Annotated in this window: 15 protein-coding genes; 14 read left to right on the plus strand and 1 reads right to left on the minus strand. The window is 53.0% G+C overall.

Annotated features, from left to right (window positions below; translation table 11 throughout):
• Positions 1 to 8: 8 nt before the first annotated feature.
• The 14 genes from AC6RNO_RS21275 to AC6RNO_RS21340 all read left to right on the plus strand — a co-directional run bounded on the left by AC6RNO_RS21275 (position 9) and on the right by AC6RNO_RS21340 (position 15,248).
• Positions 9 to 1,331, plus strand: a complete 1,323-nt coding sequence (locus tag AC6RNO_RS21275) for an oligosaccharide flippase family protein (protein WP_497106656.1) — start codon at positions 9 to 11, stop codon at positions 1,329 to 1,331.
• Between the two features lies 1 nt (position 1,332).
• Positions 1,333 to 2,322, plus strand: a complete 990-nt coding sequence (locus AC6RNO_RS21280) for a polysaccharide pyruvyl transferase family protein (protein ID WP_474684026.1) — start codon at positions 1,333 to 1,335, stop codon at positions 2,320 to 2,322.
• A gap of 36 nt (positions 2,323 to 2,358) precedes the next feature.
• On the plus strand, positions 2,359 to 3,615 hold the full coding sequence (locus tag AC6RNO_RS21285) for a glycosyltransferase (protein ID WP_497106657.1): 1,257 nt from the start codon (positions 2,359 to 2,361) through the stop codon (positions 3,613 to 3,615).
• A gap of 71 nt (positions 3,616 to 3,686) precedes the next feature.
• Positions 3,687 to 5,042, plus strand: coding sequence for an O-antigen ligase family protein (locus tag AC6RNO_RS21290; RefSeq protein WP_497106658.1), 1,356 nt, complete (start codon positions 3,687 to 3,689; stop codon positions 5,040 to 5,042).
• A 10-nt stretch (positions 5,043 to 5,052) separates the two neighbouring features.
• Positions 5,053 to 6,147: a glycosyltransferase family protein gene (locus AC6RNO_RS21295; protein WP_497106659.1), complete on the plus strand. Its 1,095-nt coding sequence runs from the start codon at positions 5,053 to 5,055 to the stop codon at positions 6,145 to 6,147.
• A 61-nt stretch (positions 6,148 to 6,208) separates the two neighbouring features.
• On the plus strand, positions 6,209 to 7,342 hold the full coding sequence (locus tag AC6RNO_RS21300; RefSeq protein WP_474684030.1) for a glycosyltransferase: 1,134 nt from the start codon (positions 6,209 to 6,211) through the stop codon (positions 7,340 to 7,342).
• The gene (locus AC6RNO_RS21305) at positions 7,339 to 7,899 is read left to right on the plus strand and encodes a WcaF family extracellular polysaccharide biosynthesis acetyltransferase (RefSeq protein WP_474684031.1); all 561 of its coding nucleotides are present in this window, start codon (positions 7,339 to 7,341) and stop codon (positions 7,897 to 7,899) included. The genes AC6RNO_RS21300 and AC6RNO_RS21305 overlap by 4 nt, the downstream gene beginning before the upstream one ends.
• Positions 7,900 to 7,902: 3 nt before the next feature.
• Positions 7,903 to 9,132 (plus strand): glycosyltransferase, encoded by a 1,230-nt coding sequence (locus AC6RNO_RS21310; RefSeq protein WP_497106660.1) that lies wholly within the window; start codon positions 7,903 to 7,905, stop codon positions 9,130 to 9,132.
• Between the two features lie 24 nt (positions 9,133 to 9,156).
• Positions 9,157 to 10,986: a right-handed parallel beta-helix repeat-containing protein gene (locus tag AC6RNO_RS21315; RefSeq protein WP_497106661.1), complete on the plus strand. Its 1,830-nt coding sequence runs from the start codon at positions 9,157 to 9,159 to the stop codon at positions 10,984 to 10,986.
• A gap of 47 nt (positions 10,987 to 11,033) precedes the next feature.
• Positions 11,034 to 12,146: a glycosyltransferase gene (locus tag AC6RNO_RS21320; protein WP_488434373.1), complete on the plus strand. Its 1,113-nt coding sequence runs from the start codon at positions 11,034 to 11,036 to the stop codon at positions 12,144 to 12,146.
• Positions 12,146 to 13,522 (plus strand): sugar phosphate nucleotidyltransferase, encoded by a 1,377-nt coding sequence (locus tag AC6RNO_RS21325; protein ID WP_497106662.1) that lies wholly within the window; start codon positions 12,146 to 12,148, stop codon positions 13,520 to 13,522. The genes AC6RNO_RS21320 and AC6RNO_RS21325 overlap by 1 nt, the downstream gene beginning before the upstream one ends.
• A gap of 96 nt (positions 13,523 to 13,618) precedes the next feature.
• A complete protein-coding gene (locus AC6RNO_RS21330) occupies positions 13,619 to 14,380 on the plus strand; it encodes a GDSL-type esterase/lipase family protein (RefSeq protein WP_497106663.1) in 762 nt (253 codons plus the stop codon).
• Positions 14,381 to 14,410: 30 nt separating this feature from the next.
• A complete protein-coding gene (locus AC6RNO_RS21335; RefSeq protein WP_474684037.1) occupies positions 14,411 to 14,944 on the plus strand; it encodes a VanZ family protein in 534 nt (177 codons plus the stop codon).
• Positions 14,945 to 15,032: 88 nt separating this feature from the next.
• Positions 15,033 to 15,248, plus strand: coding sequence for a hypothetical protein (locus AC6RNO_RS21340; protein ID WP_474684038.1), 216 nt, complete (start codon positions 15,033 to 15,035; stop codon positions 15,246 to 15,248).
• Positions 15,249 to 15,422: 174 nt separating this feature from the next.
• On the opposite strand, the gene AC6RNO_RS21345 is transcribed toward AC6RNO_RS21340, so the two are convergent.
• Positions 15,423 to 17,081, minus strand: coding sequence for a right-handed parallel beta-helix repeat-containing protein (locus tag AC6RNO_RS21345; protein WP_497106664.1), 1,659 nt, complete (start codon positions 17,079 to 17,081; stop codon positions 15,423 to 15,425).
• Positions 17,082 to 17,779: the final 698 nt, after the last annotated feature.

A 17,779-nucleotide genomic window follows, 5' to 3' on the forward strand; every position in this document is an offset into this window, starting at 1 on the left:
CTGGACACATGCATGCAATCATCAAAAAAATCCCGGCGCTCTATGCGAAGTTCAGAAATCACGGCGATCTGAAAAAAATCGCCTTTAACGCCGGCTGGCTGTTTCTCGACAAAATTGTGCGAATGGGCGTCGGCCTGATCGTCGGCGTATGGGTGGCCCGGTTTCTCGGGCCCGAACAGTTCGGCATGTACAATTATGCGCAAGCTTTTGTATTCCTGTTCAGCCCTTTGATTACGCTCGGCCTGGACGGCATCGTTGTGAGAGATATCGTCAACAAGCCCGAGGAAAAGGAAGAAATTCTCGGCACCGCCTTTACGATGCGGATCGTCGGAGCCGCGCTGACGCTCGGCCTGTCGGTGACGGCCATCTCGCTCATCGACGACGACCCGGTCATCCGCTGGCTGGTCGGCATCGTGGCGGTCGGCACGGTCTTCCAGACGTTCGATACGATCGACCTCTACTTCCAGACGAAGCTGAGGTCGAAGCTGACGGTATATGCCAAAAACATTGCGTTTCTGCTCACCTCCGTCATGAAGGTGATGCTTATTCTGACGCAAGCGCCTCTATTGTATTTCGCCTGGGTCGGATCGCTGGAAATCGCGATCGGCGCGGCCGGGCTGTTCGTCAGCTACCGGATGCAGGGCTCAAGCATCCGCAACTGGCGGTCGAACATGCGGCGCGCCAGGCAGCTTCTGGGCGACAGCTGGCCGCTTATTTTATCCGGCCTCGTCGTCATGATCTATATGCGGATCGATCAGATCATGATCGGCCAGATGCTCGGCCAGGCGAAAGTCGGCATCTACACGGCCGCCACGAAGCTGTCGGAGCTGTGGTACTTCGTGCCGACGGCGATCGTCAGTTCCGTTGCGCCTTCGATCATCGAGGCGAAGAAGCAGAACGAGGAGCTGTACTACGCGCGGTTTCATAAAACGTTTGTCCTGCTGATCGGGATGGCTTATGCAGTGGCCGTTCCGATTACTTTTTTGGCGGATACGATCGTGCGGATCATGTACGGGGAAGCTTTTCAGGAAGCGGGGCCGGTGCTGACGATTCATATTTGGTCGGCGGTGTTCGTGTTCCTGCAGCTTTCCACGGCTACCTGGTTTATTAATGAAAACCAGAGGCTCGAAGCTTTCCTCAGAAACCTGGCGGGGGCCGGCATCAACATTGCGCTCAATCTGTACACCATTCCCGCTTTCGGCGTGAAGGGCGCGGCCATCTCCACCGTATTCGCCTACGTGTTCGTGATTTGCTCCCCGGCGCTGTTCTCCAGGCCGTACCGGAAGCTGTTTCGGATCATCCTCAAGTCATTATTTTTAAGGAAGGTATAACATGAAAATCATTTCCTTATTCGATACATCGATTTCCAGTTCGAATCTTGGCGATCAGATCATTATGGATGCCGTCAAAAGCCATCTGACCGAGCTGTTCCGGGATTCCTTGTTCATTCCGATCCAGACGCATGACGTCATTTCCAAAAACTCGTACCGCTACATCCGCAAAAGCGACTTGAAGTTTGTCGGGGGAACGAACCTGCTATCCTCCAACATGAATGCTTACAGCCAGTGGAAAATCAACCTGTTCGATTCTTTGTTCATCCAGGACATCACTTTGATGGGAGTCGGCTGGTGGCAGTATCAGAACCCGCCCAACGCGTACTCCAGAATGCTCTACAAGCGGGTGCTCTCCGGCACGACGATGCACTCGGTCAGAGACTCGTTCACGGAGCGGCAGCTGAGGGCGGCCGGCATTCACAATGTCATCAACACGGCGTGCCCGACGATGTGGAGGTTAACCGAGGACCACTGCAAAGACGTTCCGGCGAGCAAACAGAAGGCAGTCGTCGTAACGTTTACGGATTACAATCAGGACAGAACGAACGATGCGAAGCTGTTTGAATTGCTTAGTAAAGAGTACGAAACGGTCTACTTCTGGACGCAGGGGCCTGCTGACTACGAATATATGCAAAGCATCGGCGGAAGCAAGGTGAAATACATTCCCCCGAGCCTGCAAGCGTTCGACCATGTTCTGGCCACTCTGGATTGCGATTATATCGGCACAAGGCTTCACGGCGGCATCCGGGCGCTGCAGCACAAAAGAAGATCGCTGATCCTGGCCGTCGACAACCGGGCCAAGGAAATTTCCAAAGACACCGATCTTCCTGTCGTGGACCGGGCGGACATTTCCGGCATCGGGGCGTGGATTGCGAAGCCGCAAGCAACGAAAATCCGCCTGCCGCTGGAACAAATCCGCGCCTGGAAAGAGCAATTCACCGGCGAAAGCAAGGCCGCAGCCGCCAGCCAGTTCGTATCATCGGTATAATCCCGCGTTTGTCGACCGGAGAAGGAGGGCCGTACATTGAACGCACTGCTAGTGAACACTACCGACATAGAAGGCGGGGCTGCGCGTGCGGCTTACCGGCTGCACAAAGGGCTGCAAGGCATCGGCCTGACGTCCAGGATGCTTGTGCAAAGCAAGAGCAGCAGCGACCACTCGGTATTCGGGCCGCTCAGCAAAACGGACCGGATCCGAAGCAGCCTGCAGCCGTCGATTGACAATCTGCCGGTGCATTTGTACCGGAACCGGGTGAAGTCGCCCTGGAGCATATCGTGGCTGCCCAGCAAAATAGTGAAAAGCATTCACGCGCTGAATCCCGACATTATTCATCTGCATTGGATCAATCACGGATTCGTGCCCATTCATGCGCTCGGCAAATTCAACAAGCCTATCGTTTGGACGCTGCACGACATGTGGGCGTTTACCGGAGGCTGCCATTACTCCGGCAGCTGCACAGGCTACTTGCAAGGCTGCGGTTCGTGCAGCCAGTTGCAGTCGACCTCTGCCGGCGATTTGAGCAGCAGAATGCTCAAATGGAAAAGAAACGCCTGGGAAGATCTCAATCTGACCGTCGTCACCCCGAGCAAATGGATGGCGGACTGCGCGCGGGCGAGCTCGGTGCTCCAAGCCGTGCGGGTCGAGGTCATTCCCAACGGCATTGACCTTGACCGCTTCAAGCCGCTGGACAAATCGCTGGCCAGGGAGATGCTGAATCTGCCGCAAGACAAGCGGCTGATATTGTTCGGGGCGATGAGCGCGACGAGCGATCCACGCAAAGGGTTCCAGTATTTGCAACAGGCGCTGCTGGAGCTTGCGGGCAAGGACGTTTTGCCGGATACGGAATTGGTCGTATTCGGCTCCGATCCGCCGGCGAACCCGGCGCCGCTGGGCATGCCGGTTCATTATACGGGCCGGCTGAACGACGACATCAGCCTCGCGCTGCTGTATTCGGCGGCGGACGTATTTCTCTCGCCGTCGCTGGAAGACAACTTGCCGAACACGGTGATGGAAGCGATGGCCTGCGGCGTTCCGTGCGTCGCTTTTCGCATCGGCGGCATGCCCGATTTGATCAACCATTGCCACAACGGCTATCTCGCCAAAGCGTTTGACGTGTCCGACCTTGCGCACGGCATTGCCTGGGTGCTGGAGGACGAAGACCGCAGGTCCCGGCTGTCGCAGGATGCGCGGGAGAAAGTCGTGAGCTCTTTTGAGCTGTCTCATGTTGCAGGCTGTTATGCGCAATTGTACGAGGAAGTCATGCAGGAACGAAGAGCGTAATTGAGATAAGGGATACAAGGAGTCCGTCCGACGGAGTTACTCCCAGAAACGAACTGTGAAGGGGAATTACAATGAACCGTTTGATTTACATAGCTGCCTTTCTACTGCCATTAGATAATTTTCCGTTCATGTTCGGGGGCGGCTACAAGCCGGTATCCCTTATTTTTATCGCTCTCTATTTGATGGTGAACCTGTTTTCGGTGTTTCGGACGAAGTACAAAGCTTCGGAGATATACGTACTGCTTGTTATGATCACGTTCGTGCTGTGCACCTTTTTCCAAAATCTTTATTATCACTACGAAAATACGGGCTTAGTAGATGCGCTTTTGACGATCATGTCGGGAATAGTAATTTATTTAAGCTTTAAAATATTTGTCGCCAAGCATGAGGAGCCCGGCGCCTATCTCAAGCTTTTCAAGTATATGATCTACGGTTACGGAATTGCGATCGGCATAGGCGTGCTGCAAGTGATCTATGTCTACGTGCTGCCGGCCGGCTTCCTGTCCAAGTTCATCGGGCTGTTCGTCAGCAGAACCGGATATATGAGTACGGCAAGGATCCATTTCACCTTTTCGGAACCTTCCTATATCGCCTTGCATACGAATCTGCTGCTCGTCCCGGCGTTCATCGCTCTGAAAAGGGCGAATCAGCTCAACTGGGTCATCAAAAGCATCGTCATCGGACTGTTCGTCGTCTCCCTGTTCTCCTTCTCGCTGCGCTACTACATGGACAGCATCATTTTGCTGGTGGTGTTTTTATTCCTGTATACGAAGCGGGTCGTCAAGCTTAGCCTGATTACGGGATTCAGCCTCGCCGGCCTGTACGCCGTCTTGTATCTGGTGTTTGTGATCAACGTGTTCGGCATCAATGCCGACCATTTCGGGCGAATCGGCGCGTTCCTGAAAAATCCGGCGGAAATCAACCAGGACGAATCGTTCTCCATCCGCAGCACGTTCTCGAAGGTGGCGATGGATTCGTTCAAACAGAAGCCGCTGATGGGCTACGGTTTGGGCAACTACTACTATGGCTATAGGGAAAACTATTCCGAGATTGTCGACCTGAGCTCCATCAAGCAGAAGGAACTGCGGGACGCGGACAAAGACAAGACGCTGCATCAATACAACATGTATACGAGAATCCTTTCGGAAATGGGGCTGCTCGGCATTTTACTGGTTGCCCCGCTCTTGTATTTCGTCATTCACCAGCCGAAGAAAAGCTATTTGAAAATGGTGCTCATCCTTTTGGCATGGTCGCAGGTGCAGTTCGACTCGTTCGCGCTGATCCAGATTTATTTTTGGCTGGCTCTTATGCAGCATCCGTACATAGCGGGTCTGGAGCTGAGGGAACCGGTGCCGCAGCAGGCTTTGAGAGCCCCGTCGCCGGCGAAAAGCCCGGTGATGGCCAAAACAACATTACATTATCGATAGGATGATTAGGGTGGAAAAAGAAACGGTGCTTATTGCCGACTGCTTGCAGCTGGTCGATGCGAACGGACAGCCTTCGGGTCACTATTGGAAAACGGCGGCGCAGTATGCGGAGACGTTAAAGGAACATTTTCACATAGAGGTTACGGCCAGCACCAGCTACGTCGGCAAACTCAGCCGCTATCCGCTGCTGCCGCTCAAACATGCGATTCTGGACCATCAGAGAGGGCCCGTGAACAAAATCAAGCGGTTATACAAGCTGTTCGCCAATCTGTTTCGCATTCTGAACTCGGAACCGTCCAAGGTGATCATCCAGGCTGTCGACATATTTGCTCTCTGCTTATGCCTGCTGTTCTATGTCGGCGGCAAAGACATTTATTTGATCCGCTACGACAATCTGAGCCATAAAAGCGAGCTGAAGCGGTTCATGTTCCGCCTCGTCAGCCGCAAAGTCAAAGGCGTCATCTCCGGTCTGGAGGAGTCGATGAATTCCTACCGGAAGGACGGGATCGTCATTCCGGACTACCTGTTCTTCGAATCGTCGGCGCAGACGGCGGCCCGGAGAAAGTACGATTTTGTAACGGTGGGCATAATCAGGGACGACAAAAATATCGAAGATGTCGTAGACAGCTTCATCGGCACGCCGTACAAAGTGTGCATCGCCGGACGGTTCGTCGATCCCGGCAGGTATGAAGCGATCAAGCCGAGGCTGACGGACAACATCGAAATCATCAACGATTACATAAGCGAGGAGCGGTACGACGAGCTTTTGGCCGGCACCGGATTCGTTATTCTGCCTTATCGCAGCAGCTACAATTCCACATCGAGCGGGGTCGTATTCGATTCCCTCTACAAATACAAGCCGGTGATCGCTTCCGACGTGGCGTGCATGCAGTTCATCAGGTCCGAGGGTCTGGGTTACGTGTACGGACAATCCGTCAGGGAGTTTGTGCAGTTCATGGAATCCCGCAGCATGGAAGCTTTGCTGGAGGGGTACCAGTTGCATATCAGGGCGTACATCGCCCGGTTGGACGAGGAAAGCAAGAACAAGCTGATCTTTTTCATCAAAGGGCAGCCGCAGTATAAACCGGTCAGACAAGCAATATGAAAGGCCGCGCCAGGGGACCCAAGCAAGCCGGAGTAGACGAATCGTTCTGGAGGTTATCTTGATGAAGATTTTAACGAATGCCACAGCGTTGGATTCGAGAGGCGGGTATTCAGTCATTCACGATTTTCTGTATGAAATTGCAGGCAAATCCGATGTGCTGCGCGAGAGCCGGATTGAGTTAACCGCCCTGGTGGCTAAAGAAAATCTCTGCAAATTCGAAACCGGGCAGGTCAAAGTGATCTATGAGCCGTATCCGAAAAAAAGTCCGCTGCACAAATGGAACTATGAAAACCGCCTGCTCCCGGCATTTATCAAGGAAAACAAGTTCGATTTTTATTTGTCCCTGCAAAATTTCGGATTATCCAATCTGGATATTCCGCAGTACGTGCTGATTCATCAGCCGATTCCTTTCTCCGATTTGCGGGCGAACGAGCTGGAGCTGAAAAATTTTATCAAATATAAAGTGATGCTGCACTCCATCTATAAAAAGCAGTTGGCCCATGTCGACGGCGTGTTCGTGCAAACAAGCTGGATGAAAGAAGCGATTCAGCGCAAATACAGCTACCGCAAAGACATCCATATCGTGCGGCCCGCGATCCAGAGCATCGAAAACAATACGAACCCGCTCGGCAGCGATCTGGATCTGGAATTTCAGCGGGCCGGGACTAAGCTGCTCTACATGACGAACCGGGAAAAATACAAGAACAACGACATTCTCATCGAGGCGATTCGCGAATGGAACGCCCAGAACGGGGGCAAAGTCGTCCTGTATTTGACTCTGGACGGTCAGAGCTCGGAGCATGTCCGGTATATCGGCAAAATTCCGTACGAAAGCATATTCAAAGCTTACCAAAGCGTGGACGCCTTGATTTTCCCGTCTTTGACCGAGACTTTGGGCCTGCCGCTGCTTGAGGCTCAGGAGGCCGGGCTGCCGATTCTTGCCGCGGATTTGCCGTATGCCAGAGAGGTTTGCGGCTCCAATGCCGTCTATTTCGATCCGCGAAGCAAATCGGCGATCATGCGTTCCATCAACAGCTTCGTCAAGAAACGCTATGTACGGACTCCCGTGCAGAACTACGAAAGCAATGCCGCTGCCCCGAGCGATAATTATATGACATATATCCGGATTATTGACAGCCATATCGAGCAGTACCGCGGTATTGCCAAGACAAATCAGATGCTGGGTGGAACATGAAAACTAACGTCGAACTGAACAAATATAATCAGGACTGGTATTCCCGGGGACGAAGCAAACTTGTCGTTATGCTGTGGTGGTTCGTACAGAGTACGCTATTCCGGCTGTCCCTGCACAACATGTACGGCTGGCGCCGGTTTCTGCTGAACCTGTTCGGCGCGAAAATCGGCCAAGGCGTCAGAGTCAGAGCTTCCGCCAAATTTCTGTACCCCTGGAAGGTCGAGATCGGCAGCTATTCCTGGATCGGGGATCAGGTGGAATTTTACAGTCTCGACCGGATCAAGATCGGCGAGCACTGCGTGATCTCGCAAAAAAGCTATTTGTGCACAGGCTCGCACGACATTCAGGACCCCCAGTTCGGACTCATTACGAAACCGATTCATATCGAGAACGGCGCCTGGGTAGCTACGGACGTGTTCGTCTATCCAGGCGTTATTATTCAGGAAAAGGCTGTGGTAGCTGCTCGAAGCACGGTAACCAGAAACGTACCCCGCAATGAAGTGCATGCGGGGATGCCTGCGAAATTTTTGAAATTTCGCTTCGAAGAGGGGAAGTAAGTAATGAAGAAAAAAATCGTATTCGTCGCCAATTACTTTTATCCGGATTTTGCCTCGACGGGGCAGCTGTTGACAGAGCTGTGCCTGGAGCTGCAAAAAGATTTTGAAATCATCGTTCTGGCCGTGCAGCCGGAGCAAAACAAAGACAAGAAAACCCGCCTGTTCGAAGAAGACTATTTGGAAGACATCAAGATCATCCGCGTGAAAACGCCTGAAGTCATCAAGACGAACAAGATGAGCCGGCTGAAGTTCATTATGGCGTATTTCGTCCTTTCCACCATCGCCTTGCTGAGGATCAAGAAGATCGACACGATCTTTACGATCTCTTCGCCGCCGGTGCTCGGGGGGCTGATCGGAACGATCGGCAAGCTGTTCAAGCGCAGCAAGCACGTGTACAACATTCAGGATTTCAATCCCGAGCAGGCCGAGGCCGTCAGCTATACGGACAAAAAATGGGTGTTCGACATCGCGAGGCGGATCGACAACTGGAACTGCAAAAAATCGGATCATATCGTCGTCGTCGGCAAAGATATGCAGGAGACGCTGTCCCGCCGGTTCCGCGGGCATAACGTGCCGAAAAGCAGCGTCATCAACAACTGGACGGACGAGAAAGACATTATCCCGCTTGGCAAGGAGCATCCGCACGTCAGGCGTTTCCTGGAAGAACACCGGCTGCAAAATCAGTTCATTGTGATGTATTCCGGGAATCTCGGCCTATATTACGATCTTGAGAATATGATCCGGATCACCGAGGCGTTCAAGGATGAGCCGCAGCTTTCCTTTGTTTTTATAGGAGAGGGAGCCGTCAAAAAGAGCATGCAGCAGTTTGTCGAGGACAACAGCATCGGGAATGTGCATTTTCTGCCTTTTCAGTCCAAAGAGTTTATCAAATACTCTTTGAATGCGGCTGACGCCCACCTGGTCGTCAATCAAAAGGGCATCAAGGGCGTGTCGGTGCCGAGCAAAATTTACGGTGTCATGGCTGCGGGAAAACCGGTGATCGGCGTATTGGAGCAGGGAAGCGAAGCGCAGCGGCTGATCGAGGAGAGCTCCTCGGGCATCGTTGTGGAGCCGAATGATTACAACGGCATCATCGAGGCCATCGCAGCGATGCATAAGATGGAGCGGCAGCAGCTGCTCGAGATGGGTTTGCAGGGACGAAGCTATCTGGAACGGCATTTGAAGAAAGAAATTTCCATAACCAAATACAAATCTTTGCTTGTGACCGTATAACAACGACGAAGGAGAGCGTCCACTATGAAAGGCAAGCTCTACGGTTGTATTCTCTTACCTGTCCTATTGACCGTGCTTCCGGGCTGCGGCGATTTTCAAGCCGGCGACAGCACGCGCGTATTTTATGTGTCAACGGACGGGAACGACAACAATAAAGGCACTTTGTCCAAACCGTTCAAGACGATAGAAAAAGCGCAGGAAAGCGTGCGTAAGGTAAACGGGAATATGCAGTCCGATATTGTCGTCTATCTGCGTGGAGGCACCTATACGCTTGCGAATACGCTGGAATTCGATTCCAGGGACTCGGGATCGAACGGTCATTCCGTCATCTTCAAGGCTTATCAGGACGAGAAAGTAACGATCAGCGGCGGCACGCCGGTATCCGGCTGGACGATGCACGATCCGCAAAAAAATATTTACAAGGCTCACGTCGGCGACCTGAAATCGCGCCAACTGTTCGTTAACGGTACGCGCGCCAAGCGGGCGATCAGCGAGACCCCCTTGCCAGAGGCGAAGAAGCTGAGCGGCGGCTTCTCCACCACCGCCGTCAAGCTCGCCGAGTGGAAGAACGTCAAGGACATGGAGCTCGTGTTCCTTGACGTGTGGACCAACTCACGGGGGCTGATCGACTCCATTGAAGTGGTCGACGGCAAAGCCATTATCAAAATGCAGCAGCCGGGCTGGTACAATTTGACCAATAAAGGGCTGCCGGAATTGTCGGTGCCATGGTACCTGGAGAACGCGTATGAGCTGATTAACCAGGAAGGCGAGTGGTACCTGGACCGCACGAGCGGCGATTTGTTTTATAAGCCCTTGGCCGGCGAAGATATGAGCGCCGCGAAGGCGATCGTTCCCGTCGTGGAGACGCTGGTCGACTTGAAGGGCACGCCGGAAGCGCCCGTCCATCACATCGGCTTCGAAGGGCTTACTTTTGCCTATACGACATGGTATCAACCGAGCCTGACCGGTCTCCCGGACGCGCAGGCCAATATTATTAAAGAGAAAGTCGATGGGCTGCAGTACCACAAGGAAACGCTGATCCAGGCGAGCTTCGACGCCCAAATGGCGGAAAATATCGCCATTGAAGACTGCAGATTCGAAAAGCTGGGCGGCGCCGCCATCAATCTGACCGAGGGCAGCCAAAGCGTGCGCATCAAAGGCAACGTGTTCACCGACATTTCCGGCAGCGGCATTCAAGTCGGAGAGCCGGACCGGAACAACAAGGATAACTTCAACCCGGACGATCCGCGCAAAATCATTAAGGACGTCGAAGTGTCGAACAACTACATTCGGGCGATCGGCAAAGATTACCGCTCATCGGTAGGGATCTTCGGAAGCTACACGCAAAATATGGTCATTCGGAACAATGAGCTGACCGATCTTCCTTATTCCGCGATATCGCTGGGCTGGGGCTGGGGAAAAGTCGACCCGACGTACAGCAAGGACAACAGAATCGAAAATAACCTGATCACCGACGTGATGAAGACGCTCTATGACGGCGGGGCGATTTATACGCAAGGGTCGCAGCCCAATTCCACGATCAAAGGCAACTTCATCGACAAACAGGTGCATAAAGGCGGAGCGATTTATCCCGATGAAGGCAGCGCCTATTTTACGATCACCGATAACGTCGTCATGAATGTGCCGAGCTGGCTGCAAATATGGGCAAAGTCGGTTCGCGACAATACCGTGACGGGCAACTTTACGAATTCCAAAATGATGACGAATGCAGGCTCGAATAACGTTGTCGATAAAAACGACAACATCGAATCCGTCGATGCGAACGACAAGGCCGCGAAAATTAAAAGCCAGGCCGGTCTGGAGTTCACGTACCAGCATTTGAGAATGAAATAACCCGGTGCGGGAGGCGCAGCTTGCCCAGGGAAAGGAGGCGGTCCGGCATGAAGATCACAATGGCCTATTACATATCGGATTACGGCTTCGGCCACGCATCGCGCAGCATTGCGGTCATCCGCAAATGGCTGGAACGGTTTCCCGACTCCAGCGTCGTGATCTGCACCTCTTATGCGCTGGATTTTGTCGGGCAGTCGCTGGCAAGCTGGCCGCAAGTACGGCTGCGGCGGGTAGCGACCGACATGGGCTACATGTTGCGGCGGGATTCGCTGGAGCCGGATATTAGCCGAATGAACGGTCAATTCGACGAGTTTGTGAAGGACGCGCCGGAATGGATCCGCGAAGAGACGCGGTTTCTGCGGGAAGCCGGGGTCGGCCTTGTTCTGTCGGACATTTCCCCGCTGCCGTTCGAAAGCGCAGACCAACTGGGCATACCGAGCATCGGGATATCCAATTTTACATGGCTTACCGCTTACCGCAATTTGCTGCCGCCGGATAAACTGGCATTCCTGCAGCAAGCTTACCGCAAAATGGACTATTTTTTCGAGCTGGCCGCAAGCCATGAGCCGCCATGGGGCCGGCGCGGCAGGCGGACTTTCGGGCTGGTCAGCCGGGAAATCGATGCGGCCGAGCTGGCGAAAGTGACCGCGGCGGTAAAGCCCGTGAGCGCCAAGCCGCTCGTGTACGTAGGCTTCGGCATGAAAACCCGGCTGGAATCGGTCCGCTCCTGGAAGCTGTGGGATAACGAGGCAGTGAGCTTTCTCGTCTCGGGCAGCCATCCGGTCGATCATCCCAACGTCGCCGTCATCCCTTCCGGCAGCACGGAAACGCAGCATTATGTCGCGGCCGCCGACCTGATCATCACCAAGGCCGGTTGGGCCACGGTCGGCGAAGCCGCGATGAACCGCAAGCCGCTGCTTATTGTAGAAAGAAATGCGCTGGAAGAGGATCGCAACACTTCGCAATTCGTGGTAGAACAAAAGCTGGGCGAAATGATCCGCTGGGAGCAGCTGGCGGATTTGCGGCTGGACGCCGCGGCTATCGCCGCCATGGCAAGCAGGCTGCCGAGCGTTCGCCGGCATGGCGATTCGGCCGCGAGCATCATAGATGCCATACTGGAAATTATATATGCCAATCAATCGGAAAAGGATGTGGGCTAATGCAATTAGTGCTGTTATCCGGAGGTTCGGGAAAACGTCTCTGGCCGCTGTCCAACGACGCGCGTTCCAAGCAATTTTTGAAGGTGCTGCGCAGTGAAGCGGGCGGCCTGGAATCGATGGTTCAACGCGTCTGGAGCCAGGTCGCGAAAGTCGGCTTATCCGGCTCCGCGCACGTCGCTACCGGCAAGGGCCAGCTGGATATGATCTACAGCCAGTTGGGCGTGGACGCGCCGATTATTATCGAGCCGGAACGCAGGGATACGTTCCCGGCGATCGCTCTTGCAGCGACGTATTTGTACTCGATCGTCGGCGTCAGCCTCAGCGAAGTCGTTACTGTGCTGCCGGTGGATCCTTACGTCGAAGACGACTTCTTCGTCCGGCTGAAGGATCTGGAGCAAGCCGTGCACGAGGCATCGGCGGATATCGCGCTGATCGGCGTGAAGCCGACGTATCCGTCCGAAAAGTACGGATACATCGTTCCCGCCGAGCCAACCGGCGCAGCCGGTCATGCGGACTACAGGCAGGTCAGCAACTTCAGAGAAAAACCCCGCGAAGATCAGGCGCAGCGGCTCATTGAGCAAGGCGCGCTCTGGAATTGCGGGGTTTTTGCTTTCAAGCTGGATTATGTGATGAATCTGCTGATTGAGAAGGGATTGCCGATCCGGTACGAGGAATTGGCGAAACAGTACCATAAGCTGAACAAAATCAGCTTTGACTACGAGGTAGTCGAAAAAGCGGAGCGCATTTTCGTGCTTCCTTACGAAGGTTACTGGAAGGACCTGGGCACGTGGAACACGTTGACGGAGGAAGTCAGCGGCAATTTGATGGGCAAAGGCATTATTAGCGACGACTCCCATAATACGCACGTTTTGAATGAGCTGGAAATTCCGGTGACTGTCATCGGCTTGTCCAACGTTGTCGTGGCTACGAGCGCGGACGGCATTCTCGTCGCCGAGAAATCGTCGAGCCCCCGAATTAAGGACATTATGAAAAATTCCGACCAACGTCCGATGTACGAGGAACGGCGCTGGGGCTGGTACCGGGTGCTGGACTCCGGCATTTTGAACGACGGAAGCCAGGTGCTGACGAAGAAAATTTTTATCCAGGCCGGTAAAAATTCCAGCTACCAGCTGCATCACAAGCGCTACGAGGCTTGGACGATCATAGCCGGGGAAGGCGAGCTGATTCTGAACGACAAGCTTATCGACGTCAAGGCCGGTGACGTGATTCAGATTCCGATGCGGGCCAGGCACGCGATCCGGGCTATTACCGATCTGGAATTCATCGAAGTGCAGACGGGCAGCGAACTGATTGAAGAGGATAACATTCGGCTTTACACCGATTGGGAAGAAATTGTTGAATTTGTCGTCAGATAGACGAATCCGGGATCTGTAGATGAGCCGCTGAACCGCGCTCGTCTGCAGGTCCCGTTTTCGTTTAAGGGCTTTTTGGGGATTCGTAAGGAGGAGATTGTGATCAAGCTCAAAGCAGCAGGACTGTTGTTTATCGTAACCGTATCGATCTTGTTGGGAAGCAATTGGTATTTGCATGAAAATCAAATCAAAAAAGCAGTGGACGATCGGCAGCCGATGTCCATGATTGATGTCATCCGCGATATTCATGTGATGAAAGGCAGCGTCAACATATCCACGCTCGGCAGCAGCGTAACGGCGGGTGCGGGCGTGAGCCATGTCGACAAAAGCTGGAGCTCGATGCTGCGGGACTATTTGAAAGACCTGGACGGCAAAATGAACGTTACGCTCACGAACAACGGATTTAGCGGCTACAGCACCGACCTGATCAAAAGCAAGGTGGACACGATCGTCTCGCAAAAGCCGGACGTCGTCATTTTTGAAACGTGCCTTATTAACGACTTCGGACAAGCGGTGCCGATCGAAAGAACGCTCGACAATATTTCATCTGTCGTCGACGCGCTCCATAAGGATTTGCCGGATGCGCTGATCATTCTGCTGTCTCCCAATCCGAGAGCCGATACGGGTCAAAATTCGGAAGGACTCACGTATGAGAATTACGTGACCAAGACGAGGGAGCTGGCCGCCGGGAAAGGCTGGCTATTCATCGATATTTACACGGGATTCAAATCCCGCAATGCCGACCTGACAGAAGTGCTGAACAAGGACGGCGTGCATCCGACCGAGGCCGGCTACAAGCTGTGGTTTGAAATCATGAAGGAGGAATTGGGGAAAAAGATCATTCAAAAAGCTGCTAAATAAAAAAATTATAGAATAAAGCGGGTTGATTCAATGAAAACGGACGCCGGAAAGAGCAAAGGGAAATTGTTCTTGATTGCCATTTTCATGATGGCATGGATGGGGACGATCTTTGTATTTTCGTCGCAGTCTTACGACCAGCAAAACTTAAGGCCATGGCTTAAAACGCGGATCCCTAGTGAGTGGACTCATTATTTCGCCGATGTCAAGTTTACTTACGAAGGCACGACTATTAACGTGAAGCAGAACGGGGTAACGGAACTCGTTGAATTCGTCATCAGAAAGATGGCGCATATTGTAGAATATGCATGTTTTGGTATCCTGGTATGTCTGCTTGTCAATCTGCTGCTGAAAAGGCGGGCGTTATTGGTATTTATCGTCACGATGGTTCTGTGCCTGGCGTTCGCGGCCACCGACGAATATCATCAGCGGTTCGTATTCAGCCGGACCCCGAAGGTAGGAGATATCGTCATCGATGGTGTGGGCGCGCTGATCGGCAGCTCGCTGACGCTTGCTTTTTTAGCGATCCGCAGAAGATTTCGGGCAAAAAAAGGAATAACCTCTTGATTTGTTACATATTGTAACATATAATGGTTGATGAATACATTATGTAACAATGTGCGACAATATTTAACAAATCGAGGAGGGAATGGGTGTGGATGCATTTGAAACTGTCTATTGTGTGGGGTGCAACACAATTGTTTCTAAATATCACGCCGAGCGTGTGTTTAAAACCGGTTATTATAAAGTGAAAATTCCGCTCGCTCAGTGCAAATCATGCGCTCATAAAGAATGCAAGAAAGAAAGCATGCTGATGGATTCGACACCCGGCTTCATGGGTTATACAGTTGATCTGCCGCTCTTGGCGTAAGGGCGATGGATCAGCTTTTTTTACTTTTGTAATGGAAACGCTCACATCGGGAGCGGACGGCAAGGCCGTCTCCGGCACCTGCTTTCGCACCTCGCAAAGTCCCGGAGCGCGAGGCTGCGCTGCATGACGGCGGTCGGTCGACTGCATACTGCCGGGAAACAGCCGCGGGCTTGTTTATTTAAAAAGAATCATGCCGTCAAATTGAACGTCAAAATGGATCGCCGTGCCGTCGGGAGCGTTCAGCTTGCTCTGCACCTGAAGCTGTTTGCCGTTCATGCGCGGGGACAGCACTTCAATGTTGCCGTACTGTTCGCCGCCAAGCTTCACAGCGGTCAGGGCGGAGCCGTTCCAGCTGATTTTATACATCTGGCTCGTGCGGATGCCGCTGAACTGCGTGACGACGGACAATACGCCTTCCGCGGAAAGCCCCAGGGAGAATGTGTTCATCCAGGGCGTGTAGCCTGAATTCACTTTGGCCTGGATGATTGTTCCGTTATCCCTGATGTTGACGGGCACGGTATAGGAATTGCTGTAACCGATATCCCCCGTTTTATTATCGTAAAAAGAGTTGCCGGAAATCATCCATCCGCTGCCTGAAGAATACAGGTACAACCCGTATCCTGCATTGTTTCTCGTTGTGTTGTTCGTCATGCGCAAATTATCCTGCTTGCCCCCGACCACGATGCCGTGCCCCGCATTATCCGTCACCACATTCTCCGAAACGACCAGGTTCGCCTTCCCTTCGGCGACAATTTTCATGCCGCCCGCGCCGTTCTTCGTTACCGTATTGCCGGTAATCGTCGTGTTGGAAGCGGTATTGTTCGGGTCGATCTCCAGATGAATACCGTAGTCCGCAGCATCGCTGATCGAGTTGCCGGTAATCGTAATGTAGTCGCCGTCGATGACGTAGATGCCGGAATTGAGCCCGTTATCGGGGTTGCTCTTCACGCCGTTGATAATATTCCCGGTAATCGTAATGTATTTCGAATTATCCTCGATATGAATGCCTTCATAGCGGACGTTCTCGATGGTATTGCCGCTGATGGTCACGTCCGAGGCGCCTGCGATGCCGATTCCGAAGCCGCTCGTCGGCGCGTTCCCGTATTCCGGCGGCACCGAAATATGGTTGTTGGCGATGACGATGTTGCTGGCTTTCGCCGTCTCCGGCCCGCCGGGATGGTTGATCTCGATCGCATCGGCGTACACGTTCGCGAACACATTTTGGACGATGCGCAAATCCCGCAAATTGCTGGCGTTCCGGTTGGTCAGAACCCCGTAGGCCACTTCCTCGAACCGGTTGTCCGATACGAGCACCTGCTTGATATCCGCGGCGTTCATATTGACGGCCTGCGAATTAGGCCCGGTAAACGAATTGCCGCGCACCTGAATATTGGACGAGCCGTCCGCAATATCGATCATCATGCTGTCCGACTTGCTCAAATTTTCCAGCCAAAGTCCTTCAATAGTAATGTTGCTTTGCTTCGCCATGATCATGATCACGGTGTACCCGAGCCCGCCGTCCGCTTTTGAAATTTTGGCCGAATACCCGACGAGATTCGTATTTTTGTAAACGTACAGATTTCTGGTCGTTCTGTATGTACCTTTGGGAAAAAAGACCGTGCCGCCGCCGGAGTCCTTGGCTAGATCGAGTGCTTTTTGAATAGCGAGACTGTCATCGGCCACCCCGTTGCCGACTGCTCCGAATTTGGCGTCTTTTACATTGAATGTGGATTGGATTTCTTCTGCGGATGCGGGGATTGCTGCATTCGAGGGGTGAGGTCCTAAGCTCCATAAAAGAGCAAAGCAAGTGAGCGGGATGAAGAAACGTTTCATTATCATTCTCCTTTGTGCTGTATGCTTGCTGCCGTAAATTGTATAATTTCAAGTCCTCCTTGTTAGTATGTCAAAAACGTCGGAAATTATTGGAAATCGGCCAAAACCGTCTATGAATCTGCGAATCTTCTACTTATAGATTAACAGATTCTTGAATATAATGGAATGAATTGTCGACATAAAAGGCTTTTTTTCGCGAAAAAAAGCCGCAGCTGGCCGCCTGATGCTCCGATCATCGTGTGAAGCGGCATTGTCGGGCGGGAAGCGCGCTCCGCTGGAGGCGCAGTCCTTTCCCGTCGCTCGTTGCGACGCTGTACAGCGGGGGCGTGAGGCGGCTTGGGTTGCGGTGCTGCACACTGGATGGTCAGACCCCAGCACCGCAAATCTGCCCCAATCGGATTGTTGAGAACGTCTCGGTGTGCTGTTAGTGTGCAGGAAGTCACGACTGGGGATCACCCGATTTTTTGACAAGTCAAAGGTGTATATGGAGCAGATATGGTACGTTTTGCCGTGGCCGCTCTTTCCCAAATCACGACTTGGGTTGCGGCGCTGTACAGAAGGTGGTACGAGGCTGCTTGGCAGACCAGGCCGGGGAAAAACCTGCAAAAGTGGAGCGACCAAGCATAGGTCGAGTGAGGTAGCAGGTGGGAACCCTGCTTGGAAAGGTGTTAGCCACATCACCAATAACGAGTCTTGGA

This window comes from Paenibacillus sp. sgz302190 (assembly GCF_059820445.1).

Coding starts and splice junctions, on each gene's coding strand:
- AC6RNO_RS21275 (WP_497106656.1), top strand. CDS start 9: ATGCATGCAATCATCAAAAAAATCCCGGCGCTCTATGCGAAGTTCAGA.
- AC6RNO_RS21280 (WP_474684026.1), top strand. CDS start 1,333: ATGAAAATCATTTCCTTATTCGATACATCGATTTCCAGTTCGAATCTT.
- AC6RNO_RS21290 (WP_497106658.1), top strand. CDS start 3,687: ATGAACCGTTTGATTTACATAGCTGCCTTTCTACTGCCATTAGATAAT.
- AC6RNO_RS21300 (WP_474684030.1), top strand. CDS start 6,209: ATGAAGATTTTAACGAATGCCACAGCGTTGGATTCGAGAGGCGGGTAT.
- AC6RNO_RS21305 (WP_474684031.1), top strand. CDS start 7,339: ATGAAAACTAACGTCGAACTGAACAAATATAATCAGGACTGGTATTCC.
- AC6RNO_RS21310 (WP_497106660.1), top strand. CDS start 7,903: ATGAAGAAAAAAATCGTATTCGTCGCCAATTACTTTTATCCGGATTTT.
- AC6RNO_RS21315 (WP_497106661.1), top strand. CDS start 9,157: ATGAAAGGCAAGCTCTACGGTTGTATTCTCTTACCTGTCCTATTGACC.
- AC6RNO_RS21320 (WP_488434373.1), top strand. CDS start 11,034: ATGAAGATCACAATGGCCTATTACATATCGGATTACGGCTTCGGCCAC.
- AC6RNO_RS21325 (WP_497106662.1), top strand. CDS start 12,146: ATGCAATTAGTGCTGTTATCCGGAGGTTCGGGAAAACGTCTCTGGCCG.
- AC6RNO_RS21335 (WP_474684037.1), top strand. CDS start 14,411: ATGAAAACGGACGCCGGAAAGAGCAAAGGGAAATTGTTCTTGATTGCC.
- AC6RNO_RS21345 (WP_497106664.1), bottom strand. CDS start 17,081: ATGAAACGTTTCTTCATCCCGCTCACTTGCTTTGCTCTTTTATGGAGC.